This window comes from Cohnella sp. WQ 127256, from assembly GCF_024519285.1.
Taxonomy (GTDB): Bacteria; Bacillota; Bacilli; order Paenibacillales; family Paenibacillaceae; genus Cohnella.
Genome location: NZ_JAMZCY010000007.1, coordinates 48,989 through 75,983, shown reverse-complemented (window position 1 = coordinate 75,983; position 26,995 = coordinate 48,989). Strand labels below are relative to the sequence as shown.

Genomic DNA, 26,995 nt, shown 5'->3' with positions numbered 1-26,995 from the left:
AAGTGAACCTCTATCGAGTCGCATCTCACGTTATGAACAAATCCCATTCTATTGTGATTCTAAAATGTTGTGAAGCTTCAAGAGCACGATAGCCGCTTCTGCCCGGGTCATGACGTCGTTAGGACGAAGATGATTGTGATCTCCCTTCAGCAGTCCCGCTCCGACACTCTGCGATAAACTATCGATATACATGGGGGAAACATCGGATTTATCAACAAAATGATTCAATGAACCCTCACCAACAGGAACCGTTGCCGATAGTCGCTTCAACGCCCGCATGAGGATGACCGCTACTTCTGAGCGGGTAACCGCTGCTTGCGGTGCAAATGTGGTTGTTGTTTTGCCTGCAACGATACCTGCTTGTAGAGCCGATGCAACATCTGCCGAATACCAGCTCTTCTCACTCACATCTGTAAAGCTTTGTTTCGCGTCGGGGTTCTGCAAGCCGAATGCCCTAACGATCAAGGATGTTAATTCAGCGCGTGTCATGGATAAATCCTTACCAAATACCTGATCGGTTACTCCATTAACGATATGTTTGGCCGCCAGCTCGGTAATGGATGCATATGCCCAATGTGAAGCTGGCACATCTTGAAATGTTTTTTCGTATTCCAGTACGCCATATTTGCTGAAATGACTCACGCTTGCTTGTATAAAGCCAGCCTTGACCTTTCCTCCGACATACTCCAACCTTCTTCCGTTATTGTCTATGAAATAGACCCCAGATAAGGAGGAATTGACTTCTGTCCCAATCTTCAAAGAAATCAAGATAGGCGTTGCAAAAGTTTGAATGTCCAAGGAAGGGTGATCAGATTGTACGATTGTTAACTTTAACTCGTAAAGGTTACTTCCCTGTCGCAGCTTCGCCTTGACTTGTGGCGCGAGGTTTTGAATTAGATCTGTCGCAGCCTTTTCCTCTACCTTTATAAACGCAAGGGAGAGCGTCCAATTGTTCAATCCTGCGGTTGTTGCTTGCTCGAATAGTTCGGCCAGAATGTCAGGCGTAAGCGTAATAGAGATTTCTTGACCTACTAATTCGATCGTGTGGGACATCGCATCCTTCAGTATTCCTTGTGCTATCCGAATGGTGTTTATCCCTACGGGTATCGTGATTCGGATGGCTCCAGCTCCATCCGATTGAGATTGAAGAAGCTCCTTCTTCACCTCAAATACTCCTGGTACATCCGGTGCTGTTACACCAACACTGGATCCTCCATAACCTCCAGTTGACCCAGATGTCCCACTATCTGCTTTCGCAACCGTTACACTACTCGTCGCTTCTCCAAACGTTGAGTTTGCCCTCAAACGGTATTGTCCAGGAGTCCATGTGGATGGAATCCCTAGCAATGCGGCAAAGCTTCCTGTAGAGTCGGTCAATGCGACTACCGATCGACCAGCAACCAGAACGGTTACCTTCTCGTTAGGAACTGGTGTGCCATCCAACCCTTTCACAGTTCCATTGGCATTCAAGCTAGAGCCCGCCTTCACAACGTTGTTCGGAATATCCAACGAAATGATATGCCTACTGTCCACTTGCTCCGAAGTTCCGACTGTTAGAGATCCAGTCACACTATCACGGAGCACCTCCACAGATCCGCCATTCAGCAAAGCATATGTTGCGTACGATGTCTGCGGATAAAGAATTAGAGCGTCAATATCTGCCGGTACGAGCAGGTCCGGATTTTCTAGCTTTAAGCTTACAGTTCCTTGCGGCAATTCCACCGTATTAATTCGTTTGATTTGAACATCATCGATAACTGAACCTTTCAAGGAAACCGTCTGCGGTTCAAGATTATCAAATCCGATCTTTACCTTCGCATTCGGATTTGGGACGTAGCTTAGCATCACATCATACTTTCCAGCTTTCGGCACCTCGATGTCGAAGGATTTCTGTTGTCCCGCAGGCATCTGCACATAACTAGATCCGGAAAGATCCGTGTTAGAGTACCGAATTTCCGGTACGCTCATTTTGTAGAGCTTCGCTTCCGTCACCATGGCATACCCTTCTTGTGGGGGTACTTTTGTGGAAACAACATCAAATCCGATTTCCAGCTTCACTGCTCCCTCTGGGATCTTGGCGACTGGCGTCGTTTTCACCGAGCTTGCTCCCGCATACCAGGTTCGAGGGTGATAGTTCATATCATTGGCATCGGCAACCTTTACTTTATCCCCATTAGCTAACACTGCGTAAACCTCGGCTGTCAAGGACGTATCGAATTCAACTCTCGCCGAGAACTCTAGCTTCACCGCATCTCCGACATGGAAGCTCCCGTCTGCCTCGCCCACCGGAAGCTCAGTCTTGATAAATCCACCGTTAAACAGCCGAATATTGTTGTAGCCCGTCGCAGCCACAAATATCGATTTAGCCCCTGTCCAACCCGGATAAAGTTCCTGCACACCAGCTAACGCTAGAGCATCCTCATAAATTTTAGCTTCATCTGCACCTGAGTCAGCATCCTGCTTGACGAGAGCGAGATTTGGATCATTTAGATCACTGTTCGGGAATGACATTCTCTCATCAGGATCGGCAGCACTTTTGTATAGCTCCTCCAATTCCACCGTCTTAGCTTGCAGTGCCCCTGTCTTCCGAGCGTACAAGTAGGACTTGGCGATCGGATTATCCAGTACCCTTACAAGGGCGCGAATCGCTTCATCCAGAGATTCGGCACCGCTGTTGATATTCACCTCTGTATCTGACATTCCATCATAAGCATAACCTTCTGCTTCGTTGAACATCGGAACATTGCGTACATTGTTTCCCGTCCACCAGGATGCAGCAAGTCCAGCAAGCGCCGCATATTTCTCCTTGCCTGTCACCTCATACAGTGCAAGATAATTATCAACATAGCTAGCCGTTCCATAATTGATAAGCGGATACGACTTCTTATTCGGATGCATCGTCTCTGCGCGACCTGAGATCAGCAGGTCTCCTAAGAAGCTGTCCGACGCATGCTCCGCCATTTCGATCCAAGCAGGTTGATTGGCAATCTGTCCAGCGAATGCCATCGCTCGCACCTGGATGCTGTTCCATTCGTCCCAATTGTACATCCCGGGAACGCCTTCATAATGATGCATGAATCCCCCATATGGGAAGTCCCGGAAATCACCGAACTTGGCCAGCGCCAGTCCTTCTCCCAGCTTGCGGACAGATTCCTGAATGACGGCTCTGACTGACTCGTTCTCCGCTACTTTATTGTGTTCTGCCAGTGCATTAATCGCGGTAGAGGTGAGCCAAGTATCTCCGAGTAACAGCCACTTAGCCGTTCGTACACCGTCGACTTCGGTATATTGACCATAGGAAGGGTCCGTCATCTCCTTCAGTCGTTTCAGACAAAGAGCAAGACGCTCCTTCACCCGATGGGTCAAATCAGAGTCTTCCGTCTTCAGCTTCGGAAGTGCTGTCGCGAAAGCTTCATAGGAGCGAACTGCCCACCAGCTGAAGCTCTTCTGCGAGGATGCACTGTCCTTGTGCCTGATCGTACCATCGAGATCCTTCACAACGAAATTATCAAAATCCCCATCGCTGTACTGCATCCACATTAGGAATTCGAGACCACGCTTCACCTTATCGTAACTGAGTTCATCACCGTACTTTTCATAATGCTCTGCATAAGCAATAACCGCTCGCGACACGTCATCTACTGCCGCAAATCCTTCTTGCGGATCTCCCACCCATGCGTAGCCTTTGGACAAGTCATTCCGATCTATCGGTTCTGAATACAGATGGGTAACCATCATCGGAATGCCATCGATCGTAACGTTCTCGTTCATGAAGGTGAAGTGCTTCATATTAAGATAAAACTCATCGTTATGATGAAGAGCAAATTTGTTAAAGTACGACAGATCTTTCGCGGTCAGCTGCTCATCCTTATCGAAATCCGCAGCAGCGTCAAACAGACCGCTTGCAATCCGACCACCTAACCATGTCGCATCCGCTTCATCAACCGCACCGTCACCATTTAAGTCGTATATAGATGCCGCAGCTCTCTCCGCTGTTATCGTTAATCCTTTCAGCCGAACGGGAACATTCGTCTCATTATGCAGTTCGATCCATAGCTCTGTTGCTCCGTTTCTTATGACCCCTTCATTGTTGATTGCATGACCATTTGCAACGAACCATTTGCCACGTGCAGTACCGGCAATATCGTTCATATCCTGTAACGTGTATTGACCATCATTTAAGCGAACGAACACGCCATCCGTTCGGTTAACGGTAGAGGGAACGTAAAGGCCTGCGTTAACGTTAACCTTATCACCGGATTGAGGTGCGGTATGTGTATTGCCAATCGAGATGTTGCGCCAAGCCGCCGCACCTGGTTCGAGGTATGCCCCTGTTCCGAGACTCACCTTCCCGTTACTTTCCCAATCGCTGCCGAATGGTTTCGAGAAATCTCCGTTCGGTACCGAATAGGGCTTCGTATGATTGTCGGCGTCAACGCCCCAAACCTCTACCTTTGTTACCTCTATGATTCCAGCCGTATCATTATGTAGTTCAATCCAAAGCTGCTCCTGATTGGATGGAATCCTTCCATTCAAATTTTTGAACTGGGATGTCAACTCAACCGGCGTCTCACGCGAAATTCCGGTCAGATTGCCGATCTCAGCTAATTGATCACCAGCCACCAAACGAATAAGCACATTGTCATCTGTCGTGACATCACTGCTTAGCGTAGCGTACACTTTGGCATAGACGGCGTCATTCACGCTTGGCCCGCTAGCATCGTTAGTGATGGCAAGCGGCTGCCAGATAGCCGCACCCGGCTTCAATTCAATATAATGCTCCGAGCGAATTTTATCGGTTGTTCCGGTCGTGTTGTTGTTGTCCCAGCTTGCCAATCCTTGACTGAAATCACCATTGTCAATGGCATAAGTAACCTGAATCGTATCCCCCGATGCAGCACTAGCGGGAAGCGTAAACACTGGGATTAACAACAAAATAGATAATAGAAGAGCGACTAACCGTTTCACAATCATCCCCCCTTAATCCAACCATTCAAACCTAATCCATCTCAAAGGCTTTCATATTCCAAGAACGGATCTGCAATCTCAATCCGGTAAGCTTCCGCATCACTCGCCCCAACGTATAGCTCTGCTAGACCGCCAGGCTTGCGCAGAATGCCACCACTGAAGATGACATCCTGCAAATCTGGCCTTTTGGCTGCACCAGCCGGGAAGCTACTGCGTATTGCGATGATTTTCATAGGTGAAGCTTCTGAAGTCTCAGGATTAATAGCAAACGTCATGGCATGATACCTTCGATCGATTCCGTCAAACTCGGCAATATGACCTAGCACACCCACGTAACCATTAGCCAATAAGTGTAACTCGTTCCCCCCACCCCACTCTAGCGGAGAGAACTGGTTATCGAACCTTGGTGCATTCGTAATTATGTCCGCGGTTACCTCTTCGAGCGTTGAAACTTTAGTGAAGCCAATAACGCTACCCGGTCCTCCACCCAGCAAGCCACCTGGTCTGGACAACACGCCGATTTCACCACTCGCAAGCATAACCAGCCTGACATCCTTCATTCTAGCTGGACCCGTTAGGAAGGGCTTCAAGCTTAGAACATCCTGTCCTCGGTAGAAGCTAGTCACCCAAGAAATGATTTTCTCAGGATGGAGAGGATCTTTAATGACGGTTACGCCACCGAAAATAAGCTCTCCCTTAATCCGCGTTAAGAAAGGATCCTGAAGCTCATAAATCGGATAATCAGGATGTGGCGTCCAAACGTCCCCTTGCTGCCGGAAGAAAAGAACGTTCGACAATTCCGTCATCCGTCCTTCCACCCGGCCCGCAATGATCAAGCTCCCCCGGTCCATAAACGCTGCCGTGATATTGTATACGTCTTTACCCGCAACGCCGTCAAAGCATATTTGTTGTCCATCATTCATTATAGCTGAACGATTGAATTCCTCTACCAATTCCGCACAAGTTTGATAACCGATTTGTTGTTGTTGCATACCTAGTCCTCGTTCCTTATTGACCCTCATACGGATTTGTTTTCAGAAACTCGTTAAATTGCTTCTCTAGCTCTTCACGTACTTTCGCATACCCAGCTTTGTCGAAATCCTTCTGCACCTTAGACAACGTACCTTCAATGTCGTCGGATACCCCGTCACCAATCGATCTTAAGAGAGATTTCACGTCGTTCAGCTTCGCAGTTTCATTTTTCACGTTGTCCGTTACAAAGTTGAAGCCGGCCGTGAGCTTCTTGAAGAAGAAATTCGTATCTCCGAGATTGTTTAATGTCGTGACAACATCGTCTGGAGTAGAAGCATCGTAGCGTACCATTGTCGGGTTCCAAGAAAGTGTGAAGCCAGGGAAATTATAGTTACTAGCCGCATCTACACCAGCAGGAATCGAATATTTGGTCTCCCCTTCAGCTGTCCAGTGCTTGCCTTCGATGCCGAATTCGAACAAGTCATGATTTTTCTGATTCGTAAATAACCAGTCAAAGAACTGCATCGTACGTTCAATGTTCTTAGAATTGGATGGAAGAGCAGCAAAATTCCAAGCTTTGAAGTCACTACCTACCGCTTTAGCTGTTCCATTAAGATAGCCTGGGTTAATGATGAAGTAGCCCAATTTAGATCCAGGTATTGCTGTTTCGAGCTGTTGCTTCTCGGAAGCATAGATATCAAGGGTACGAACGACCGAAGCGGCTTTACCCGACATGAATTGACCATCCGGATCCTTCTGAGCCAAAATATCCTTTTCCAAATAACCTTTCTTGTACCAATCCCTAGCCATCTTATAACCTTGCAACGGATCTACCGATTTCAGAGCATCAGGAAGTAGTCCGATAAACTCTGGATCATTCCATGGATTAACCGTCTTAGCAACATAAACCGTACCATCCGGTTTAATGGCGATACTGCTGTTTGTACCCGCTACATTTGTTTCAAAATTATGCTTCTCGGTAAGCGGTTGGACCATGGTGAGTAAGGTATCGGAAATTAAATCCTGATTCCCGTTCCAAGATAGCGGGATCATCCCTTTATCGTTGGCCAATACTCCATCATAAAATTTCGTTAAATCTGCAACAGACTTAATCTCTGGAACTCCGTATTTCTCTGCAAGGTCTTTGCGGTAGTAAATCACTCCGCCACCATCGAATCCGTGTGTGAAGGGTATACCGTAAATATGTGACTCGCCTTTGGCGTCTATAAAGCTATTATTTTTAAGATATTCAGGTGTAAACGCTTTCTTAAGTCCGGGAAATTTATCATTATTAAAGTAAGAGTCCAAGTTAGCCAATTGATCTTTTGCAATCATCTGATTGATATTCGGTGCGGTCCATTGGGCCGTAAATGCACTGTCCACTTGCTCTCCGCCTGCAATTTTCAAGCTCACCTGTTGACCAATGTTATCGAAGGTCGTGAAGTTAAATTTGATTTTCGTGTTCAGGGTGTCTTTGGTTTCCGTATAAAATTGGTCAAGCACGGCTTGCAGATCATTCACGTCCGCTGTTCCCGATGGCATGAAAAATTCTAACGTAACTTCCTCTGGAGGTGCCTTAGCAGACTCACTAGGCTCACTTGATTCGGATGGAGCTGGAGATACCGAAGCTGACTCTGACGCTGGAGGCGACGATGCGCTTGGTGAATTGGAGCTCTCTTTCTCATTTTTAGAGCATGCCGCCAAGATGGATAGCAGCAGAATAAGCGAAATGGCCAACGCAGTGCTTTTGATCGTTTTTTTATACATCCTTAAACCTCCCGAATTTAATTTCAATTCTATGCTAACCGGCTAAGCCGGTAATAGCCTTAATTAGCCTTTCACGGCACCAATCGTTAAGCCTTTAATGAAATACTTCTGAAGAAACGGATATAACAGAATGATAGGACCGATCGATACCATCGCCGTCGCTACGCGGATCCCGATGGTCGGCACCATCTGGCCTCCTAGTGCAGCTCTAGCTGAGGCGCTTAGCGAGGAATTTAGGAATTCTGCCTGTTGCTGTAGCCTCATGATTAGAAACTGCAAAGTAAACAATTTCTGTTCGCTAATGAAGAGAAGCACGCGGAACCATTCATTCCAATACCCAATTGCCGCAAACAAACCAATCGTCGCCAGAATCGGCATCGATAGAGGCAGGATAATTTTAAAGTAAATGTACACCTCACTTGCCCCATCAATCTTTGCGGATTCTGCTAAAGCATCGGGAAGCGTAGCGAAGTAGTTCTTCATAAGGAAAACGTTAAATCCGTTAAGAGCTGCCGGTATGATGAGCACCCAGATGCTGTTCTGCATGTGTAGGAAACGGGTTGTCAATATATAAGTAGGCACCAGCCCACCATTGAACACCATCGTGACGTAACAGAAGAAAGTCAGCTTATTTCGATATTTCAACGATTTAACCGAAAGTGGGTAAGCAAATGAGCTAGTTAGGAATACCGTGAGAATAACGCCTGCTATTGTGGTCAGTACGGTAACCCCATAAGCACGATAGACGCTAGTCGTTCCTGTGAATATCAATTGATAGGCTGTAAGATCGAAGCTTCTAACCCACAGGCTGTATCCATTACGAATGAGCTCAAGCTCGTTCGTGAAGGATGCCATCAAGGCAATCCACATCGGAATTACACACATTGCAGCGAATAGACCAATCGCCAGATAGAACACGAATAGCATCGTTCGATCCCCGAAGGATTTGTAATTCATCTTAGTACCTCCTCTCTTCCTAATTAGAACAGTGCAGAATCCTTCGACATTTTACGAGTAATCGCATTAACGGAGACAACAAGTATGAATCCAACAAAGGCTTGGAACAAACCCACGGCAGAGGACATTCCAATGTCATTGTTCATTCGAAGCGCCCGGTATACATAGGTGTCGATTACATCTGTTGTTGGTCTAAGCAGTGGGTTATCCCCGATCAGAGCAAAGATCATTCCGAAGTCACCGTAAAATATGCCTCCAACCGAGAGGATCAGTAGCATAATCGTTGTTGTCTTGAGCATCGGAAGCGTCAAGTAAATAATAGATTGGAGCCTTGTAGCTCCATCGATTTTGGCGGCTTCGAACATCTCTTGGTCCATGCTTGAAATGGTTGCAAGATAGATAACTGTCCCAAACCCGACTCCTTTCCATAGCTTCAGCATCACTAGAATGAAAGGCCAAGTTGAAGCATCCTGATAGAAGTTAATCGATTCCAGTCCCATAGCGTTCAATATCCCGTTAATAACACCTGTATCCGTAGAAAATATTGCAATGGAGAAGATAGATACAACAGTCCATGACAGGAAGTTAGGTAAAAACATAAACGATTGTGCTAGTTTCTTAAATTTGTTCCCAGCAATCTCGTTTAAGCCAACAGCCATGAAGATTTGAACAGCAAGGCCCGTTATAATGAACAAGCTATTTAAGTAAAGGGTGTTGAATGTAATCCCTAACCAATCTCCGGAGCTGAAGAAGAACTCGAAATTATCCAGTCCCACGAATTCGCTCTTCATCCCATAAAGACCTTTCATCGGATTATAGTCGACGAAAGCCATATACAATCCAACCATCGGTAAATAATTAAACACGATAAGGAACACAATTCCCGGCAAAGTCAGAAGATATAGGTACCGGTTCTTCAGGATTTCTTGTAAAAATGTTTCTTTATTTTTAGGTGGTGCCGATGTTTGCTTCTGAGCTGATGTTTGCATTTGAGCCCTTTGCATTTGAGCCCCTCCTTAGCGCATCGTAGGACGACTTATCGATTGTAGATGCAGATTAGCTTTAATGTGATCAAGCGAAGTTTCTGCATAACCGACACAGGTATCGCTAGCACCATAATAGATTTTCACGATATTGTCCTCGACTAAGACTCCGCATGGAAAAATCACATTCCCGAAAAATCCCTCTACTTCAAAATCATCCTCTGGCTGCATAAACGGAATCTCGCTTCTTGCGATCACTTTCCATGGCTCGTTCTTATCCAATAAAAGCGCCCCTAGACAATAGCGGTTATTCTTATTTGCTCCATGATAAATTTCGAGCCAACCTTCTTCAATCTCGAAGGGGATCGCGCTAGCTCCGATCCGTCCGTCATCCCAGAATCCTTCGCGCACACTTGCAAGGTGCCGATGATTCCCCCACTGTCGCAAATCGCTTGACTCCGCAATCCACATCTCCGGCTTGCCGTAATGAGAACAAGAGGGGCGATGAAGCGCATAGTATTTACCGCCAATTGGCTTCGGAAATATGACGACGTCTTTGTTATCCGGATGGAAGACGTTACCTTCGCGATGGAAGCTTACAAAATCCTTCGTTGTCATCAATCCGGTGCAAATGCCATACTCTGAGATGGCTGAGTAAGTGATGTAATAAGTATCTTCAATTTGCGTTATACGAGGATCCTCGATGCCATAGCTTTCGTAGATTGATCCTGGTAGAACAGTTGGCTTGTCATCGATCTTGAAATGAATACCGTCGTTGCTGCGTGCTACCCGTAGATGCGAGATCGATGTTAAGTAACTTTTGTCCGGCGTCTTGATCACCCTAACGTCTGAGAAATCACAATCGGAGGTTTTGGCAATTGTTTGTATGATCATTCGATCGGATGTGGAATCATATAGCGGAGTCATATAGACAGCTGAGTTATCGTTTATCGGTCTCTCCGCAACACGAAGCATCAATATCACTTCATCCTTGTACTTAGCTACTCCGGCATTAAATACGCCGATGACTTCCCAACCTTTATTGGAAGCGCTAACATCCCGTGGCGCAATGATCGGGTTTTTATTCGATCGGATGACTGTCATGTCGTTTCTCCCCATTCCTGCATATTCCGGACGTCCTGCGTTAATGGCATTAACTTTTTACCTTAATTTACCTTATGTTAGCGATTATAGGTTAAAGTAATTTAGTTTGTCAACGTAAATTAGTAAAGTAATTTTTAATTAACTATTTTATATGATTAAGCATTATTAACTCGCATAATAATCCCAATTTTTTGACTCTGATAAATCAGAATAACCCCTCCCCCTATATAAAATGATGCTTTAACCTACTATCACACCTATTTTCATTCGCCTGTTTTTGTAAAGTTACTTTTATTTATTTCATACTTACAATTGACTTGTAAAGTTACTTTAGTTTATATTCTATGAAGAGAGAACATTTTTATTCTTAGGAGACTGCTACCATGCAATCGGGGAAGGTAACATTAGATACCATTGCAAACAAACTAGGCATAACGAAGGTTAGTGTCTCTAAAGCACTTAACAATCAACCAGGCGTAAGTGAGGGCCTACGGAAAAGGATTGTTCAAACGTCTAATGAGCTCGGATACTTGCACAAAAATGCAGCCAAGCTTGTCAAATCTGCCTCCAAGCTGGGGATTATTGTTCCCAAACGCTTTTTTCTTGATACAGATAACTTTTATACGAAAATTTACTACTACATGAACCAAGAATGCTCGCAAAGAGACATTAGCCTATCCATTTACTTGCTTGATCCCGAGCAAGAACAGAACTGCACTGTTCCGCTTTCCCTTGCTCAGGACCTAGACGATCTTAATGGATTGTTCATTGCCGGAGAAGTAAATGAAGCTTATGTCAGAATGCTAGCCGATTATCCATTTCCAGTCATCGCAATAGACTTCTACAAATCGGACCTTGCGTTGGACTGCATCATTCCCGACAATTTCCAATCCGGTTACTCTGTTACCAAATACCTGATAGACAGGGGACACGTTAATATCGGGTTCGTCGGTAATCCGCGCTACACTTCTAGTGTTATGGATCGCTATTGCGGATATCTGAAAGCGCTCAACTATTATCATCTGGAATTAAACAAAGAGTGGCTGCTCGTCAATAATGATGATAACGGATCTTATATGATTGATTTTGCACTACCGAGCAAGCTTCCCACCGCATTCGTTTGCCATTGCGACATGGCTGCATACAAGCTATTGCTCAAGCTACAAACAGCAGGTATCTCCGTACCCGACGAGGTGTCCCTCATCAGCTTCGACAATACGGATTTAAGCCAGACACTCGTGCCTCCCCTCACTTCTGTGAACATTAGCAAGCACGAATTTGCTACCGAAGCCGTAGCTCGAATGTTATGGAGTATTAAACACCCTGAGGCACAGCCCAAAAATATTTATTTGCCAAGTAAAATCATTGAACGGGACTCTGTTAGGAAGTTGTAAATATTCGGCACGCACGATTGGGCTTGGGCGACACGTAAAAGAGAGATAGTCGATTGTCTCGACTATCTCTCTTTCTAATGGGTACCTCTTATTCATCCTAGAGCAACCCGCTGGCGGCTACGAGCAGACTCCAAGCAAGCATCAATCAATTTCATACTCCCTACCGCATCTTGTGAGGCGTAGAGTGGCGCTTCCTCGCCCCATACCACACGTGCGAATTGATCGGATTGAGCAACGTAAGCATCTACACCATATGGGCCTTCTCGGCGAACCTTATCCCCGACTTGAATCGTAATATCGTCGGATTCTTTGGAGGGCAAGAATGATGGCTTAAGAACAATCGTCCCCTCCGTCCCCACGATCTCAAGCTCATTACGAAATGATGCCCACATCCCACAGTCAAACGTTAAGGCTACGTTGCCAGGAAATTCAACCAATCCAGAAGCCATCATATCTACATCATCATGCTCTGGAGAAAATAAAGCATGTACGGTAACCGCTTCAGGCTCAACACCCATGATGAGACGGGCTGCGCTCAATGGATAAACGCCAACGTCATACAGAGCTCCACCGCCCCATTCCTTGACCTGCCGAATATCCCCTTTGCTTGAAGCCGCATTATAGGTAAACACGCCGCGAATGCCTCTCAGTTCTCCGATTTCACCACTAGCAATAATTTCCTTCACCTTCGCAATTCGCGGATGATGCCGGTACATGAACGCTTCTGCGAGATGAACTCCCGCTTCCTTACAGTAATCGACCATCTCCTGCGCTTCTACCGCATTTAACGCGAGAGGCTTTTCACACAAAATATGCTTACCAGCCTTAGCCGCTGCTATCGTCCATTGTTTATGTAAGTGATTCGGCAACGGAATATAGACTGCGTCAATATCCGGATCAGCTAATAACGCCTCATAGCTTCCATATGATCTTGGAATACCGAACTGCTCTGCCTTATCCCTAGCCTTCTTCTCATCTCTGCTAGCTATTCCCAACAATTCTCCTGTCTCCGACGCTTGAATAGCTGGAATTACGGCACGATCTGCAATCGCCGCACAGCCAAGTATGCCCCAACGTAATCGTTTCATCGTTCGATCAGCTCCTCCCTGGAATTCCCCACTATTATAGCATGAGCTTACGCCTTTTCGACAAAGTCAATTTGGGTTACAATGGAACGACAATCTTTTTATCACTTACATTTTGCTATAGACAGAGAGGGAGAAACCAATGACTTACCGCCTTATCGCAGTAGATCTTGATGATACATTATTACAAGATGACTTAACCGTGTCTGATGCAACCCGTGAAGCCATGACCGAAGCCATCGCGCAAGGCGCACATATTACGATCGCAACAGGTAGAATGTTCGATTCCGCACAGAAAATCGCCCGCCAGGTTGGACTGAATGTACCCATCATTACTTATCAAGGCTCTCTTATTAAAAACCTGTTGGACGAAGAAGTATTATACGAACGTTCAGTTCCTACGGATGTAGCCAAGCAGTTATTCGAGTATTGTCAGGCTCATAACATGCATTTACAAAGCTATATCGCGGATAAGCTCTACGTTTCCGAGGATAATGATAAAATTAAGGGCTACGCTAAACAATCCAACATCCCTTATACCATCGAACCCGATTTCAGCAAAATCGTTAATAACGATAAACAAACGAAGTTGCTAATCATCGACGAACCTGCTGTGTTAGACGCGTTACTTCCTGAACTGCAGGCGTTATTCGGCTCCCAAGCTCATATCACAAAGTCAAAGCCCAACTACCTAGAGTTCATGCATCCTGAAGGTACCAAAGGTCACGCACTTCGTTTCCTCGCTGCTCATTACGGCATTCCGATGGAAGAAACGATTGCCATGGGAGATGCGATGAACGATCATCAGATGGTTGAGGCAGCTGGCCTTGGTGTTGCGATGGAAAATGCCGTTCCAGCATTGAAGGAAATCGCAGACTTCATTACACTTAGCAACAACAACGATGGTGTGAAACACGTCCTAGAAAAGTTTGTGTTAAACGCTCAGTAAAGACAATGCCGCCCATGTTGGCGCACGCAAAAAGAAGCGCTCCTCACTGTTTGGTGAGAAGCGCTTCTTTATCATTTTATTGATCGGTACAAGCATCACAAGATCCGAGTTCACTGTTCGCAACAAAAAACATATCCGTATAATAATAATGCGGCCCTGGCTTAGAGGTCACGTTAGTGGCTACTGGAAGAACATAAACCTGAAGCTTCTCGAACCTTTTATAAGCTGTAATCTCTAAATCATGACGTCCCATCGGCAACACGAATTCGGAGAATTGCCCTTCGTGTGTTCGATGATAAGCCGGCATGAATTCATCTCCGTCTTTGCTATCTATAATAACCTCTCCATTTAAGGCTACCTTGATAGGTACATTAGAGGCAACATTAAATCTTACCTTCCGTTCAGCCGAATTATAGAGATAAGTATGCGCACGATATGTGCCTTCCTTCCCTACACTGGAACCCGTTCCCCATTCAATAAGATTCCCTCGCGAATTCACCACTGTTCCTGACTCGCTGTTCGGCTCCCGAATCATCCACTGGTTCATAGGAACCAAGTATATGGATTCTTTCAACTGTGCCCAGGTGGAGTTGTCATGCATTCGTTCAATAACCGCAATCATCTCGTAGCTCGCTTCTAATTTCTCTGCGGATTGAATCATGAATGTAAAATCAACGGATTGTGACGGTGCAAGCGTAAAGGCTTGTCCCGACGTCCCTTCCCAGCTCACCGGTAATTGCAGCGATAATACCCCATCCCATTGCTCTTGTGAATGGTTATAAAGTGTAAGAGCAATTTTCTTGGTCTGCTTGTGCCCAATCGAAGGACCCTTATCCCCATAATCAATAATCAACTCAAGTGCACTCTGTTCTGTGGTATTCCTCGGAAGTAACCGTCGATCAAGAGTAACATCCTGATCCCATAGTGTGCGTATCGCTCCGTCAGATTGAAGATCCTCATGACTCAGCTGAGTTTCCAACTCAGGATGCACTATAATATTCGTATCCCAAGCAGCTAGCACCTGTTTCCCCATACGAATCGTTCTTCGTGTCAGCTCATCTAGGTTACGAGGAGCAGGGAAGCCTTTAATCGGAGGGCTGACCACCACTGTATCCCCTACTGGCTTCACCCATTTCTCTGGCAAACCCTCGGGTCCGTCAATCATCCCTAGTATGGCGCCTAGCGTCGCTGCTGTGCAGTCCGTATCATAACCACAGTTAACTGCTTTCAACAAAGCATCCTCGAAATCAGTGCCGTATAACCAACCCAGTATCGTAAATGCAATATTCTGAGGAGTATCCGTGAAATTATCGCTACCATGATGCTGCAAGATCAAGCTACGTGCCTCAAGCCAATCTTTGCCCTCCTTATGCCATACCAACAAATCTCTTAATGCCTTTGCGGTTCGACAACCTTCAGGGATATAGGTCATTCCAATTTGTATGAGCTTATCTCTATCCTTCTCCACGAATATAGCACTCTGGATAGCGGCAAAGAACATCTCTCCATAGACTCCTTCGCCTCCCGCATGATCAACGATCGCATCCTCATATGCATACCGGGCTGCAATGTGTGGGGCTCCCGGGGCGACCATCGCCCAAATCTCCGAACGAATCGGTGCTCCCATGCAATCCGTGAACGGATTGTTGAACGCTCCAGCCACAGGTGCGATGAGACCTTTCCTTAAGTTCGTTAAAGCGTACCCGTACTCGTCGAAGGGAAAGAAGATGTGCTCTACCCACTCTTGTCCAAGCTCCCGGCTTGTCAGCTTAGGTCCGTATTGCTCTAGAGCATGCAGCCACACCAATTGCAAATCCAAGTCATCATTTTCCAGCGGACCATCCGGTAATAACGGATAGAACTCTAATTGCAGCCGTTCCTTTCTCCCCTCTACCGGAGCCCCAAGCGTTCCCCCGATATTTTTGCCTAACCATCCTCCATAGATGATTCGATAGTAATCCTGCTCGTTGATAATAGAGATGCTCATGCGATGACTCCTTTTCCATTATGAATTTATGAGTATTAACAAGAAGGAGGCATGACCTTCGCCAGCCTCCCCGATTAACATGATCTACTTATTTGGTTTTAGCCCATTCGTCCAGTTGCTTTTGCTTCTCCGCAATTACCTTATCTAAGCCAGCAGCCTTAAGGGCTTCTCTGTACTTCGGAATGTACACTTCAGGATCAACTGAGCCTGAGATAATCGCATCTTCGAATTGCTTCGATACGTTAATTAACGCTGCCACTTCGTTCTTCACCGGCTCTGAATCCCATGCAAAGCCTAGTGCAATCGACTTTTCAGCTTCTTCGTTGAATTGTTTGAACGCATTCCATTTGTTAGGATCCTCATTCGGGAACAGGTAGGTGTTCATCTGGTTTCCGAACATCCAAGCCTCGTTGCGATATCCGACGGATTTCGCATCGATGCCTTCAGGATAATCAATCATCGTATCGGACTTTTTGACGAAATGCTTATTCTCGATTCCGAAATCCAGCATATTAATTAATGTTTTATCGCTGTACAACAGGTTCAAGAACATCATCGCTCTTTCCGGATTCTGAGATGTCTTGGATAGAGCCAGCATGATTCCCCCAACGGTTACCGTTGTCGTATAAGGAATGTCCAATTGCTTCTGAACGACCGGGAAGCCCCATGCCATCGACATCTCTGCATCCTTGCCCGGCTTAAGCTCCTGCTGCACTGCGAAGGCTTTACCCGCTTGCATCAAGCCCCAATCCTTAACGGATGCCGCATCTTTATTGACGAGGCCATCTTTATACCATTTGTGCGCAATCTTGGCCACTTCCATATATTCCGGTACTTCTGTTTTATCAATAACGGTTAGTGAATCGCTATTCCTATTCAGCACTCCGTATCCGTCTCCCAACCCGTCGTATTGACCATTCAAGACGAGAGAGCCTACAAAACGTAGGTTTCCTTCGAACAGTGGAGTGATTCCAGGTTCCTTTTCCTTGATCATACGTAGAACGGGGTCAAGATCTTCCAATTTGTTGATTTGGTTAAGATCAATGTTGTATTTATCGACCAATGCCTTGTTAAAGAGGAATCCGTTAGCTCCGGCAAATTCCTTGTTCGTAGGCGTTCCGTAGATTTGGCCTTTCACTTTAAGACCGGAAAGAATTTCGTCACCTAACACGCCAGTAATGTCTTTGCCATGCTGGGAAAGTAAGTCATCCAGTGGGAGATAGGCACCTTTGGCGACATTGCTGTAATAACCAAGCGTCGATGCGGTTATTACGACATCGAATTTTTCCTGAGAAGCGAACATTAGATTGGTCTTCTCCATCCAAGATCCCCAATCGATCGGCTTCAGCTCGATTGTAGCATTGATTTTCTCCGTTAAATACTCACTCATCGCAGTCTGTACTTCCAGCAGATCCTTAGGCGCATCCCCCGGATACACAAGTGTGATTTTGTAAGGATCAAGCTTCGAAGGCTCGTCCTTACCGGCGCTCTCCACGGTTGTGGCTGGCTGGCTTGCCTTAGCGCTACTCTCTGCTGTTGATGCCGCGTTGTTATTTCCACACCCTGCAACTACGATGCTAGTACTCAAAGCAAAAGCCATAATACTAACGATTCTCTTTTTTGCTGCTGACATGTTGACCCCTCCAAATAAGTGTTTTGATTTTAGCCCTTCACTGCCCCGACAGTCAATCCTTTAACCAAATATTTCTGAAAAAACGGGTAAGCCATAACGATAGGACCTATGCCTATAATCGCCATTGCCATACGAACCGTTTCTGTCGGCATCTCCGAAAGAAGCTTCCCTGTGTTCGAATTCTGCGTATTGCTCTGCAGAAACTGAATGCTAAGCAACGTCTTGGTCATTAAATATTGCAAGGAAATTAATCGATTGTCATAGATGAACACCAGGCTATTGAACCAATCATTCCAGTAGCCCAAGGTTGTAAAGAGACCGATAGTCGCTAGAACTGGGAGCGATAAAGGCAACACTAGCCGGAAAAATGTTCTCCACTCGCCTGCTCCGTCGATTTGTGCGGATTCGATGATAGAGCCTGGAATCGAGTTCGAGAAGAAGGTTCTCATAATGAGAATGTAAAAGCCGCTCATGAGCAGATTTGGGACTAATAACGCCAATATCGTATCTTTGATATGGAACAGATTCGTATATACCAGATACCAGGGAACCAAGCCTCCATTAAAGAGGATGGTGAAAAAGACGAAGAACGCGAGTAGATTTCGTTGCGGAAAATCTTTACGTGAAAGCGGGTAGGCAAGCAATGAAGTGATCAGGAGGCTCGTCAAGGTACCGACCACGGTTACAAGAATACTGATTCCGTAGGCATGAATTAGCCTCTGAGAATCGCCCAACAAATACCGGTAAGCATCCAAGCTGAACTTATCAGGGAAAAAGGAATAACCATTTGCCAGGATGGATTGTTCATCCGAAAAAGATACGATAGCGACTAGGATTAGCGGGATAAGGCATGCCGCGCAGGCTAGCACGAAGAAGCAATGGATCAGAATTTGCGCAACCAATGAATTTTCTCGGATACGTGTATGACTCGCTGGTGGCAATGGCGTCACCGCATTTAATTTTGCATTCATTGGACTCTCTCCTTACAGAATTTCTAGAATAAGGCGTTCTCTTTATCGAACTTCCGAACCAGCTGGTTTACGGACAATACGAGAATAAAACCTACGACCGATTGGAATAATCCCGCGGCAGACGACATCCCTACATCTCCCGTTTGAATCAATGCTCTATACACGTATGTGTCAATGACATTCGTAGTCGGAAGAAGAATACCCGTGTTCATTGTCACTTGGTAGAACAAACCGAAGTCTGCGTAGAAGATCCGACCGACTAGTAGAAGCGTCATGACGATGATAACCGGTCTGATTAACGGTAATGTAATCTTGGTCATCTGTTTCAAGCGATTGGCACCGTCGATCCGCGCTGCCTCATAGTATTCATTATTAATTCCGGCAATGGCCGCCAAATAGATGATGCTGGAGTACCCAATGTACTTCCACGCGTTCACTAACACGAGAATATACGGCCAGTACTTCGCTTCCATATACCAAGAGATGGGTGGTAGCCCCAACTTTTGTAGAACGACCGTATTAATAAAGCCATATTCCATGCTCAGAAAGCTATAAACCAGATAACCTACAATGCTGAAAGAGATTAAGTAGGGCAGTAAAATAATGCTTTGATAGATGCTTTGCAGGTACCTTTTTCTGATTTCGTTAAGCAATAAAGCGACCATAAGGGCAAGTACAAGGTTAAACACAATGAATACCACATTATAAAGCAGTGTGTTTCTCGTAATGACATAAGCATCCCGAGTCTCAAATAGAAACTCAAAGTTCTTAAAGCCTACCCAAGAGCTTTGCCACAGCCCTTTGGAATAGTTGAAATCTTTGAAAGCAATAATCGTTCCAAACATCGGCAGGTAGTTATTGACTAGTAGATATAACAGTCCCGGTAAAACCATAATCCATAGGGACCTGTGTTTGACGAACGTTCTGGGCATCCAAGGCTCACACTCCCGTTTTCTCTGTGAACCCATCATAATTCAGAGGAGGTAGAACAATTGTCACCTCCGCTACCACTTTTGTTACAACATCAAAAAGAGGCCCCGATAAGGGAGCCTCTCCTAATAAATCGCTATTCGATTTGAAGCGGAAGACGCAATATGACTTTCGCTCCCCCCTCGAGAGCATTTGCGAACCTCAGACTTGCCCGCTCTCCATAATTCAGCCGCAAGCGCTCATAAACATTGCCGATGCCCAAATGCTCATGATCATGAGCTTGACGGGAATGACCGAGTTTGAGCAATAAGCTCAACTGCTCTTCACTGAAGCCTGTCCCGTTATCCGATATTGTAATGAGAATACTGCGCGAAGGATCATCCGGATCTTTCTCCACGGCTATTCGGATAAGAAACGTTTGATTTCGAATAAGGAATCCATGAATGATCGCATTTTCGACGAAAGGCTGAAACAATACTGGCGGTAGCAGCACCGATTTAAGAGCATCCTCCACTTCCACTTGGTATTCCAGAAACTTCGGAAATCTCATCTTCTGGATTTGCAAATAGGTGACGATATGCTCGATCTCTTCCTCCATTCTGACAAGAGGAACCGCCGTTCGGGTCACGAACCGGAAATAATTCATAATGTATCTGACCATTTGCTGAGCTAGCTTAATTTCGCGGGATTCCATAAGGTTAAATACGACATTCAGCGAATTAAGCAGAAAGTGAGGGTGAATTTGTAACTGCAGCTGTTTGATCTCCGATTTGTTCAATCTGAGCTGTTCCTCGTACACGTTAATTTTCAAATCGCTGATCTCGGAAGCCATTTCATTAAAATTGTTCGTAATATGCTCGAATTCCTGAGAAGTGAAGTGTTCAAGGCGATACGTCAAATCCCCATCTTTAATCCGTTTCATCCCTCTAATCAACTGGTGAATCGGCTTCAAAATAATTCCCCTCAGAAAAAACAGGAAAATCAGCAATAAAAGTATCGCAGCGAACGGCGTCATATTGATGATCCGCTGATAGTAAACCAGACGCTGAAGCAACTGCTTCTCCGAGATCATAACAATCAGATTGGTGTCAGACTGCTGTGAAGCATTCGTGACGACGAGCATCTTATTCTGATCAATCGTTAATGTCTCATATTGCTTATCCGTATTGCCCATGAGGCGAATACGTTCTGCAATGGAGTGAGGGAAACTTGCGCCCTGGCTCAACAGTTCTCCCGAATTGGACATTAACAACGCTTGTCCGGCTCCCGCTAAGTTTACGTTCTGAATCGGATCCATTAATGTTTTCACACTGATCAGAGCCCCGGTGTACACATTAAAGTCGTTTTTTTCTAGCCTTAGCAGCCAAGCCTCCCCGTTAATCCGCACTGTGCTCCATTCTTTAAGTACCGCAGCATTAGGCTTGATCGATGTCATCCTTACTGCGAGCTCATCTTTGATTTGTTTAGATAAGGCTCGATTATGCTCGGAAGACATTAAATCCCCATTCCGAGATGAATAAACAAACAGCATACTTACCCATTTATAGTTAACCAGGTCCGCGTTTAGCTGATTCAACACTTGGATCCTCGTCATGGTGTATTCGTCACTCTCGGGATCATTGAGCGTCAACGAAGTAATGCCGGCATGCTGAAAAGCCGAGCTAAGCAAGTAGTTATCTACTTGGGTGAGAATGCCATCCATTTCATTCGTATACATTTTCAGGAGGCTTTGCTGGGATTCGGCGACTTGGGTACGGACGACATTCATTGCATACCAGTTGCTATACACGAGAAATAGGATCAGCGGAACGGTCACGGAGACGAAGCCTATAATCAGCTTAAATCTGAGCGAACGATACTTGCTCATAGCCCAGACCTCTCTGTTTCATTCCCATTTCTGCGGTAATCCTGTGGACTCAACTGATAAATCCTCTTAAACATTTTACCGAAATAAGAAAGGCTGTTATACCCTAACGACCGAGCCACCTTGCTGATCGGCTCATCTGAATAGGCCAACGCACTCTTAGCTAATACCATCCGTTCCCGCAAAATGTAATCCGACAACGACTCCCCTGTTTCTTTCTTGAAAAGCCTTGATAGGTATCCCGGATTTAGAAAAACATGATCGGCAATCTGCTCCCTACTCACATCTTCCCTCAGATGCTCGCTTATATATTGTTTGGCTTTATCTATTAAGGAATAATCTTCTTGCCCGGAATGGAGCGCCTCTGCAAATTGTTCCAAAGCTTGTTCTGCCCATGCTTGTAGCCCTCTAACCGAGCGCGTGGCCATTTCCTTCTCTAACAACATCTCTCCTTGCTGCAGAGGGGCGAACATTCCTTTCTTGTGTAAGAGATAGTGCATCATTTGCAGCATCCCGTGGAAAAAAGCATGCAAGGTAGCCATTCTTAGGCTCTTCTCATCTTCCATACGTGCAAAGGATTCGACCATAACGACACGTAACTGTTCCACTCTTCCTTGCTCAAGTAACTCTGCCCACATAAAGAAATCAGGAAGTAAGTGAGTAGGACCCGATTGATCTGCAGTGTCATCCAGATAACATATAACCTTGGGCGTTCGTCGGACATTATTTTGTTCCGTGAATTGCAATGCTCGGTGCATCGTTTGCAAGTTACGTATCTCGATCTCTTTTCCCAAATAACAAGTGACCGTGCTAAAAAAATATCGCGTGCAAGAATCTACGTACAATTCGCACCTTCTTATTCTCTCTTGAATCGGTAGAATGCTGCCTTCATAGAACACAATCACGATCATTCCGTCCCGATCTTGAAAAACGACCCCAGGATTTTGTCCAAGAATGATTTCTTCGGCAGCGTTTCGCAATGCGTATTCCATAACTTCTTCATCTTTAGTGCTTATCTCTTTAAGCCATTTTTCTATACTAATCAGAATCGGGAATACCCGGGAATCACTTGATAACTCCTTTTCGTATTGCGCAAGCTCGCGATTAATCCAGCTTTCCGTGAAGGAATTTCTTTGATCTAGCAGCTCCTGCCAGAACCGTTCTACCAAGAGAGGCTTCTGAATCTCCCACAGCTGCAGATATTTATGATACTCCTTCTGTGTGTAGTTCACTTCATTTTCCCTTGCAATATTATTAAGCGCTTTCAGGACAATGCCTTCTAACTGTATGAATTCAACAGGCTTGATCAGATAGTTTAAGCTTCCTAACTGTAACGCTCTCTGCACATATGAAAAATTAGAGTGGCAAGTCAGAAAAACCGTTTCAATAGAAAAGCCTTGCTCATTGATCCATTCCAGCAAGTCCAATCCACTGCTGCCAGGCATCTCGATATCGCAAATCATCACATCTATCGGAGTGGAGCTTATGATGTCTTGAGCCATTGCCCTATCATACGCCTCGTATACTGAAGTAAAACCCATGATGGACCAATCTAATCCCGATTTAATTCCGTTAACCGCATAAATCTCATCATCTACGATTAGAAGACTATACAAGTTGCTCACTTCCCCTGCTGATGGTAGCACATCTGTGAATCCATAAAATGTAACCCGATTCTACTATACTCATCCCGAGGAAGTAAACCTCCTGATCTTGCGTCCCCCTCGGATTTCACCGCATCCTAATCAATTATCTTTGATCTCTTTATAATTTACTATTGATTTACCACGTATCGTCAAGGCACAATGGTAGAAGTAGTTATTCTCTTAATTTACCAAAGTGAGGATGAATGTTATGAAAGACAAGGTGAAAGGCTTAGTCGTAGGCATATTGCTAGGTTCCATGATTACTGGCTCAATGGCTTACGCCGCAAACAGTAAAACGATTAACGTATTATTTCAAGATTTGAAGTTCAAGCTCGACGGCACTAATAAACCTAGCGCGAATGCAACCGGCATCGTTTACAAAGACACGGTATACGTGCCCGTTAAATCCGTCGCCGGAGCGATCGGAAAACCTGTGTCATTCGATAGCAAGTCCGGAACTGTGTCCATTGGGACATCTGGGATAGCCGTTTACAAAGGGGGGACGATCACGCTGGACGAGCTAAACGTCTTCGTGGCGGCGAGCTCCTTCTACTTCGGACAAACCGCATCTACGGATAAACAAGCGGTGGTTAAACAATTGATCGCCATCAAGCTGCTTGCAGCGAAGAAAGAAGTAGCCTTAGCGAAGGAAGCAGATAAAGAAGTGGCGAGCGCTCTGCTACAAATGACGTCCTATTTTGGCTCCGCTGATGAGTTAGCAAGCCAGCTGAAGAAAGCCTCTCTTTCCGATAATCAGCTCAAACAGTTCATTAAGCAGCAGTTTCTGGCGAGCAAAGCATTAGAAAGCATGATTGACAGCAAAACGCTGCAAGCGGAGTATGATAATCAGCGTAAAGCGGACTCTGCTGCTTTTGTAACCGCGAGTGTTCGTCATATCTTGATCGCCACGACGGATAATGGGACAGGTAAGTCTATTCGCACGGAGCAAGAAGCTCTAGCAAGAGCTAAAGAGGTTCAAGCCAAGCTTAAGGCAGGTGGGGACTTCGCCGTGCTAGCCAAAGAGTATTCTGATGATCCCGGCTCCAAGGATGCCGGAGGCTTGTATGCGGATGCTCAATTGACACAATTCGTAGAGCCGTTCAAGAAAGCCGGAGTTGAGCTTCCATTAAACCAGATTAGTGACCCAGTCCAAACTAGCTATGGCTACCATGTCATGAAGGTTGAATCGCGAGTTATTCCTACCCTTGAACAAGTCAAGAGTGAGCTTCTTCCCACCCTCATTAACCAGGCTTATCAGAACTATTTGACTAAAGAGCTTCCTTCGTTAATCCAATCGATTAAGCTTCCGGCTAATCCTTAATAAAGCCTTGGTCGTTTACGTTATTTGGCCAAGTGCACAATAGGCTGTATCCAAAGTGATTCATTCCCTTCGGATACAGCCTATTTTAATTAGACAACGCATTACGTGTAGCCAGAATATACTTAGAGGTATCTAGCGGATTCACTCCGCGTCTTGTCCTCTCTGCGTTCACATCTGGTGGGCATAGTTCATAACCGTCGAAGAAGGTGGTTAGTGTGCCTCGCCCTTTCGTCATGGAACCCAGCCGTGCCGGAAATTCAAGAGAGGTGGCAACAGGTAGTCTCCCCTCGATCTCCATCCGTCCAAGGTGTACATGAGGGGTATCAAATTCTCCTCGCATCACCACAAGCTCGCTCATCAGCTTACCGCCAAATTCCTCGGGTGTAGATAAGCGAAACTTGAGCATCGGTTCGAGTAGCTTTGTTCCCATTTTAGCTAATCCGTCCATGATTCCCATTGGCGTTGCGACGACAAAGTCCAATGGATGGGTATGCCAGACATGATGCTCCCCTTCAATTAACGTCACCTTCAAGTCTGTTACTGGCCAACCACGCAGCCCTTGTTCCAGGGCTTCCGGCACTCGTCTTGCTACTTCTTTCTGATAGCGATCGAGCAGGCTTTCAGTCCTAACGATTGATTGGTAAACTAACCCGCTTCCCCGCACTCCCGGCTCAATAAGGAACCTTAATATCGCCCAGCATGGCTTCGGCATCGTATAGGCGACGAATCCTTCCCCACTCTGTTCTGGTGTCTCCTTATAGATGACGGAAGGAGCACCAAAATTAACCGTCAGACCATATCTGCTCATCAACATATAAGCAAGCACTTCTATCTGAATCGGCCCCATCACCCTGAGATGTAGCTCCCTGTCCTCTTGTAGCCATTGCACGTCTAAGTGCGGATCTTCATCCGCCAACTCATGAAATGCCGCAACGACCACTGGATATTCTGCTTCATTGCGCCAATGCACCTGGACCGTCAACAATGGCTCGGCAAGTCGTTTTTCACTTGGAACTCCCTCGCTGTCACCGACAATATCACCAATCCTTACCCGACTCCATCCACATACAACAGCAATATCTCCAGCTTTCAGAATTCCGATGTCTTCGCTCCGTTGCCCATCCACCTTACGGATTTGTGTGACCTTCTCGTCGATATCAAGCTTATGATTATGTACCGTGTCCCGATTGCGCAGCGTTCCTTCATACAGCCGAACGTATGCCAATCGCCCCATGATCGGATCTTTATCCAACTTAAATACAACACCCGACAAAGGTGCGTTCTCATTTCCACTAGGCGATGGCAGTAAGGATACGATGGCATTCATTAACTGATCTATACCTATTCCTCGATTTGATGCTCCGAATAACACTGGAAACAATTTAGAGTCCCGAATACTCGTCGTAAAAATAGGGAGCAATTCCGCATCCGTTAGATGTGGTCCTTGCTCAAAGTAGCGTTCAAGAAGAGCATCATCCTGCTCGGCGATTTTCTCCACAAGGTTCTTCCGAGCGCCCGAAGACGATACCGACAAATCCGCTACCTTTTCAACGTCAATTATGTTTAATAGATCTTCGGTTCCTACAAACTCCCCTTCGATTCCGTCAACGGCTTGAATGGGGATAGCGGCAATAGACAGCAATCTATGAATCTCACCGATAACTCTCGTAGGATCGGCACCGATTCGATCCAGCTTGTTCATATAAATAAGTGTTGGTATACACAACTCTCTTAATGCTTGCCAGATCACCTCTGTCTGGGCTTGTACACCTTCAACAGCAGAAATAATTAACACCGCGCCGTCCATCACCCTAAGCGACCTTTCGACCTCAGAGAGAAAATCGACGTGGCCAGGCGTATCAACTACATTCACTTGAACGCCCTTCCAATGAAATCGCGTAACCGCTGATCGAACAGAAATGCCTCGAGAACGTTCAACCTCCAACCAATCTGTCTGCGCTGTCCCATCGTCCACACTGCCAAGAGAACGTATTCGCCCGCTGCGGAATAAAATCTGTTCCGTTGTCGTTGTTTTACCCGCATCCACATGAGCAAATATGCCAACGTTTCGTAGGTTCATATGAGTTCACTTTTAGTTACTAACGGTTCGACAGATCTATCCTCACCGTATAATTCATTTAAATGCTTAACATGTGACATTCCCCAATCATTCATGGCCTGTAATAAAGGAGTCATACGCATACCGTATTCTGTAATGGAATACTCAACTTTGGGAGGGATTTGTAAATAGATTTCACGATGAACGATATCATTGTACTCCAACTCCCGTAATTGAGCGGTAAGCATTTTTTTGGTGATGACCGGCAGTGCTTTTTGAAGTTCACTGAATCTCATAGTACCCTTCGAGAAAAGCTGGAACAAAATGACGGGCTTCCACTTGCCGACTAAAATTTCTAAAGCTGTCTCAACTTTGCATTCATCGGGCATTTGATCGTTCTCCTTC

General features: G+C 45.6%; 18 protein-coding genes. 3 read left to right on the top strand and 15 right to left on the bottom strand.

What is annotated here, in order from left to right; all coding sequences use genetic code 11:
• Nucleotides 1-48: 48 nt before the first annotated feature.
• The 6 genes from M1K58_RS29730 to M1K58_RS20455 all read right to left on the bottom strand — a co-directional run bounded on the left by M1K58_RS29730 (nucleotide 49) and on the right by M1K58_RS20455 (nucleotide 10,751).
• Complete coding sequence (locus M1K58_RS29730; protein ID WP_256760746.1) at nucleotides 49-4,968, bottom strand: S-layer homology domain-containing protein; 4,920 nt, start codon at nucleotides 4,966-4,968, stop codon at nucleotides 49-51.
• Between the two features lie 41 nt (nucleotides 4,969-5,009).
• A complete protein-coding gene (locus tag M1K58_RS20475) occupies nucleotides 5,010-5,960 on the bottom strand; it encodes a DUF1861 family protein (RefSeq protein WP_256760745.1) in 951 nt (316 codons plus the stop codon).
• 16 nt (nucleotides 5,961-5,976) lie between these two features.
• On the bottom strand, nucleotides 5,977-7,707 hold the full coding sequence (locus M1K58_RS20470) for a DUF3502 domain-containing protein (RefSeq protein ID WP_256760744.1): 1,731 nt from the start codon (nucleotides 7,705-7,707) through the stop codon (nucleotides 5,977-5,979).
• A gap of 63 nt (nucleotides 7,708-7,770) precedes the next feature.
• Nucleotides 7,771-8,664, bottom strand: coding sequence for a carbohydrate ABC transporter permease (locus M1K58_RS20465; protein WP_256760743.1), 894 nt, complete (start codon nucleotides 8,662-8,664; stop codon nucleotides 7,771-7,773).
• A gap of 23 nt (nucleotides 8,665-8,687) precedes the next feature.
• Entirely contained in the window at nucleotides 8,688-9,668 is a 981-nt protein-coding gene (locus tag M1K58_RS20460) for an ABC transporter permease (protein ID WP_256760742.1), read from the bottom strand.
• Between the two features lie 12 nt (nucleotides 9,669-9,680).
• Nucleotides 9,681-10,751, bottom strand: a complete 1,071-nt coding sequence (locus M1K58_RS20455) for a glycoside hydrolase family 130 protein (protein WP_256760741.1) — start codon at nucleotides 10,749-10,751, stop codon at nucleotides 9,681-9,683.
• A gap of 383 nt (nucleotides 10,752-11,134) precedes the next feature.
• On the opposite strand from M1K58_RS20455, the gene M1K58_RS20450 reads away from it, so the two are divergent.
• Entirely contained in the window at nucleotides 11,135-12,145 is a 1,011-nt protein-coding gene (locus tag M1K58_RS20450; RefSeq protein ID WP_256760740.1) for a LacI family DNA-binding transcriptional regulator, read from the top strand.
• Between the two features lie 92 nt (nucleotides 12,146-12,237).
• Here M1K58_RS20450 and M1K58_RS20445 read toward each other — a convergent pair whose 3' ends face one another.
• Nucleotides 12,238-13,233, bottom strand: coding sequence for a Gfo/Idh/MocA family protein (locus M1K58_RS20445; RefSeq protein WP_256760739.1), 996 nt, complete (start codon nucleotides 13,231-13,233; stop codon nucleotides 12,238-12,240).
• Nucleotides 13,234-13,372: 139 nt separating this feature from the next.
• Between M1K58_RS20445 and M1K58_RS20440 the strand changes: the two genes are divergently transcribed.
• Nucleotides 13,373-14,179, top strand: coding sequence for a Cof-type HAD-IIB family hydrolase (locus M1K58_RS20440; protein ID WP_256760738.1), 807 nt, complete (start codon nucleotides 13,373-13,375; stop codon nucleotides 14,177-14,179).
• A gap of 76 nt (nucleotides 14,180-14,255) precedes the next feature.
• Here the strand turns inward: M1K58_RS20440 and M1K58_RS20435 are convergent, their stop codons facing one another.
• The 6 genes from M1K58_RS20435 to M1K58_RS20410 form a co-directional block, all read right to left on the bottom strand.
• Nucleotides 14,256-16,166 carry an ADP-ribosylglycohydrolase family protein gene (locus tag M1K58_RS20435; RefSeq protein ID WP_256760737.1) on the bottom strand — a complete coding sequence of 637 codons (1,911 nt, stop codon included), beginning with the start codon at nucleotides 16,164-16,166 and terminating at the stop codon, nucleotides 14,256-14,258.
• 88 nt (nucleotides 16,167-16,254) lie between these two features.
• The gene (locus tag M1K58_RS20430) at nucleotides 16,255-17,799 is read right to left on the bottom strand and encodes an ABC transporter substrate-binding protein (protein WP_256760736.1); all 1,545 of its coding nucleotides are present in this window, start codon (nucleotides 17,797-17,799) and stop codon (nucleotides 16,255-16,257) included.
• A 29-nt stretch (nucleotides 17,800-17,828) separates the two neighbouring features.
• Nucleotides 17,829-18,770 carry a carbohydrate ABC transporter permease gene (locus M1K58_RS20425; protein WP_256760735.1) on the bottom strand — a complete coding sequence of 314 codons (942 nt, stop codon included), beginning with the start codon at nucleotides 18,768-18,770 and terminating at the stop codon, nucleotides 17,829-17,831.
• A gap of 23 nt (nucleotides 18,771-18,793) precedes the next feature.
• Nucleotides 18,794-19,702 (bottom strand): ABC transporter permease, encoded by a 909-nt coding sequence (locus tag M1K58_RS20420; RefSeq protein ID WP_256760734.1) that lies wholly within the window; start codon nucleotides 19,700-19,702, stop codon nucleotides 18,794-18,796.
• 134 nt (nucleotides 19,703-19,836) lie between these two features.
• Nucleotides 19,837-21,567, bottom strand: coding sequence for a sensor histidine kinase (locus M1K58_RS20415; protein WP_256760733.1), 1,731 nt, complete (start codon nucleotides 21,565-21,567; stop codon nucleotides 19,837-19,839).
• A complete protein-coding gene (locus tag M1K58_RS20410) occupies nucleotides 21,564-23,180 on the bottom strand; it encodes a helix-turn-helix domain-containing protein (protein ID WP_256760732.1) in 1,617 nt (538 codons plus the stop codon). The genes M1K58_RS20415 and M1K58_RS20410 overlap by 4 nt, the downstream gene beginning before the upstream one ends.
• A 238-nt stretch (nucleotides 23,181-23,418) precedes the next feature.
• Here M1K58_RS20410 and M1K58_RS20405 point away from each other — a divergent pair, with 238 nt between their 5' ends.
• Nucleotides 23,419-24,531, top strand: coding sequence for a peptidylprolyl isomerase (locus M1K58_RS20405; protein WP_256760731.1), 1,113 nt, complete (start codon nucleotides 23,419-23,421; stop codon nucleotides 24,529-24,531).
• A gap of 85 nt (nucleotides 24,532-24,616) precedes the next feature.
• On the opposite strand, the gene M1K58_RS20400 is transcribed toward M1K58_RS20405, so the two are convergent.
• Together M1K58_RS20400 and M1K58_RS20395 are read right to left on the bottom strand one after the other, a co-directional pair.
• Entirely contained in the window at nucleotides 24,617-26,611 is a 1,995-nt protein-coding gene (locus M1K58_RS20400) for a GTP-binding protein (protein ID WP_256760730.1), read from the bottom strand.
• Nucleotides 26,608-26,979: a winged helix-turn-helix transcriptional regulator gene (locus tag M1K58_RS20395; RefSeq protein ID WP_256760729.1), complete on the bottom strand. Its 372-nt coding sequence runs from the start codon at nucleotides 26,977-26,979 to the stop codon at nucleotides 26,608-26,610. Before M1K58_RS20395 ends, M1K58_RS20400 begins: the two co-directional genes overlap by 4 nt.
• Nucleotides 26,980-26,995 lie beyond the last annotated feature (16 nt).

Bases quoted from the DNA above. Each gene is read 5' to 3' on its own strand.
- M1K58_RS20475 (WP_256760745.1), bottom strand. From the start codon at position 5,960: ATGCAACAACAACAAATCGGTTATCAAACTTGTGCGGAATTGGTAGAG.
- M1K58_RS20470 (WP_256760744.1), bottom strand. From the start codon at position 7,707: ATGTATAAAAAAACGATCAAAAGCACTGCGTTGGCCATTTCGCTTATT.
- M1K58_RS20465 (WP_256760743.1), bottom strand. From the start codon at position 8,664: ATGAATTACAAATCCTTCGGGGATCGAACGATGCTATTCGTGTTCTAT.
- M1K58_RS20460 (WP_256760742.1), bottom strand. From the start codon at position 9,668: ATGCAAAGGGCTCAAATGCAAACATCAGCTCAGAAGCAAACATCGGCA.
- M1K58_RS20455 (WP_256760741.1), bottom strand. From the start codon at position 10,751: ATGACAGTCATCCGATCGAATAAAAACCCGATCATTGCGCCACGGGAT.
- M1K58_RS20450 (WP_256760740.1), top strand. From the start codon at position 11,135: ATGCAATCGGGGAAGGTAACATTAGATACCATTGCAAACAAACTAGGC.
- M1K58_RS20445 (WP_256760739.1), bottom strand. From the start codon at position 13,233: ATGAAACGATTACGTTGGGGCATACTTGGCTGTGCGGCGATTGCAGAT.
- M1K58_RS20440 (WP_256760738.1), top strand. From the start codon at position 13,373: ATGACTTACCGCCTTATCGCAGTAGATCTTGATGATACATTATTACAA.
- M1K58_RS20435 (WP_256760737.1), bottom strand. From the start codon at position 16,166: ATGAGCATCTCTATTATCAACGAGCAGGATTACTATCGAATCATCTAT.
- M1K58_RS20430 (WP_256760736.1), bottom strand. From the start codon at position 17,799: ATGTCAGCAGCAAAAAAGAGAATCGTTAGTATTATGGCTTTTGCTTTG.
- M1K58_RS20425 (WP_256760735.1), bottom strand. From the start codon at position 18,770: ATGAATGCAAAATTAAATGCGGTGACGCCATTGCCACCAGCGAGTCAT.
- M1K58_RS20420 (WP_256760734.1), bottom strand. From the start codon at position 19,702: ATGCCCAGAACGTTCGTCAAACACAGGTCCCTATGGATTATGGTTTTA.
- M1K58_RS20415 (WP_256760733.1), bottom strand. From the start codon at position 21,567: ATGAGCAAGTATCGTTCGCTCAGATTTAAGCTGATTATAGGCTTCGTC.
- M1K58_RS20405 (WP_256760731.1), top strand. From the start codon at position 23,419: ATGAAAGACAAGGTGAAAGGCTTAGTCGTAGGCATATTGCTAGGTTCC.
- M1K58_RS20400 (WP_256760730.1), bottom strand. From the start codon at position 26,611: ATGAACCTACGAAACGTTGGCATATTTGCTCATGTGGATGCGGGTAAA.
- M1K58_RS20395 (WP_256760729.1), bottom strand. From the start codon at position 26,979: ATGCCCGATGAATGCAAAGTTGAGACAGCTTTAGAAATTTTAGTCGGC.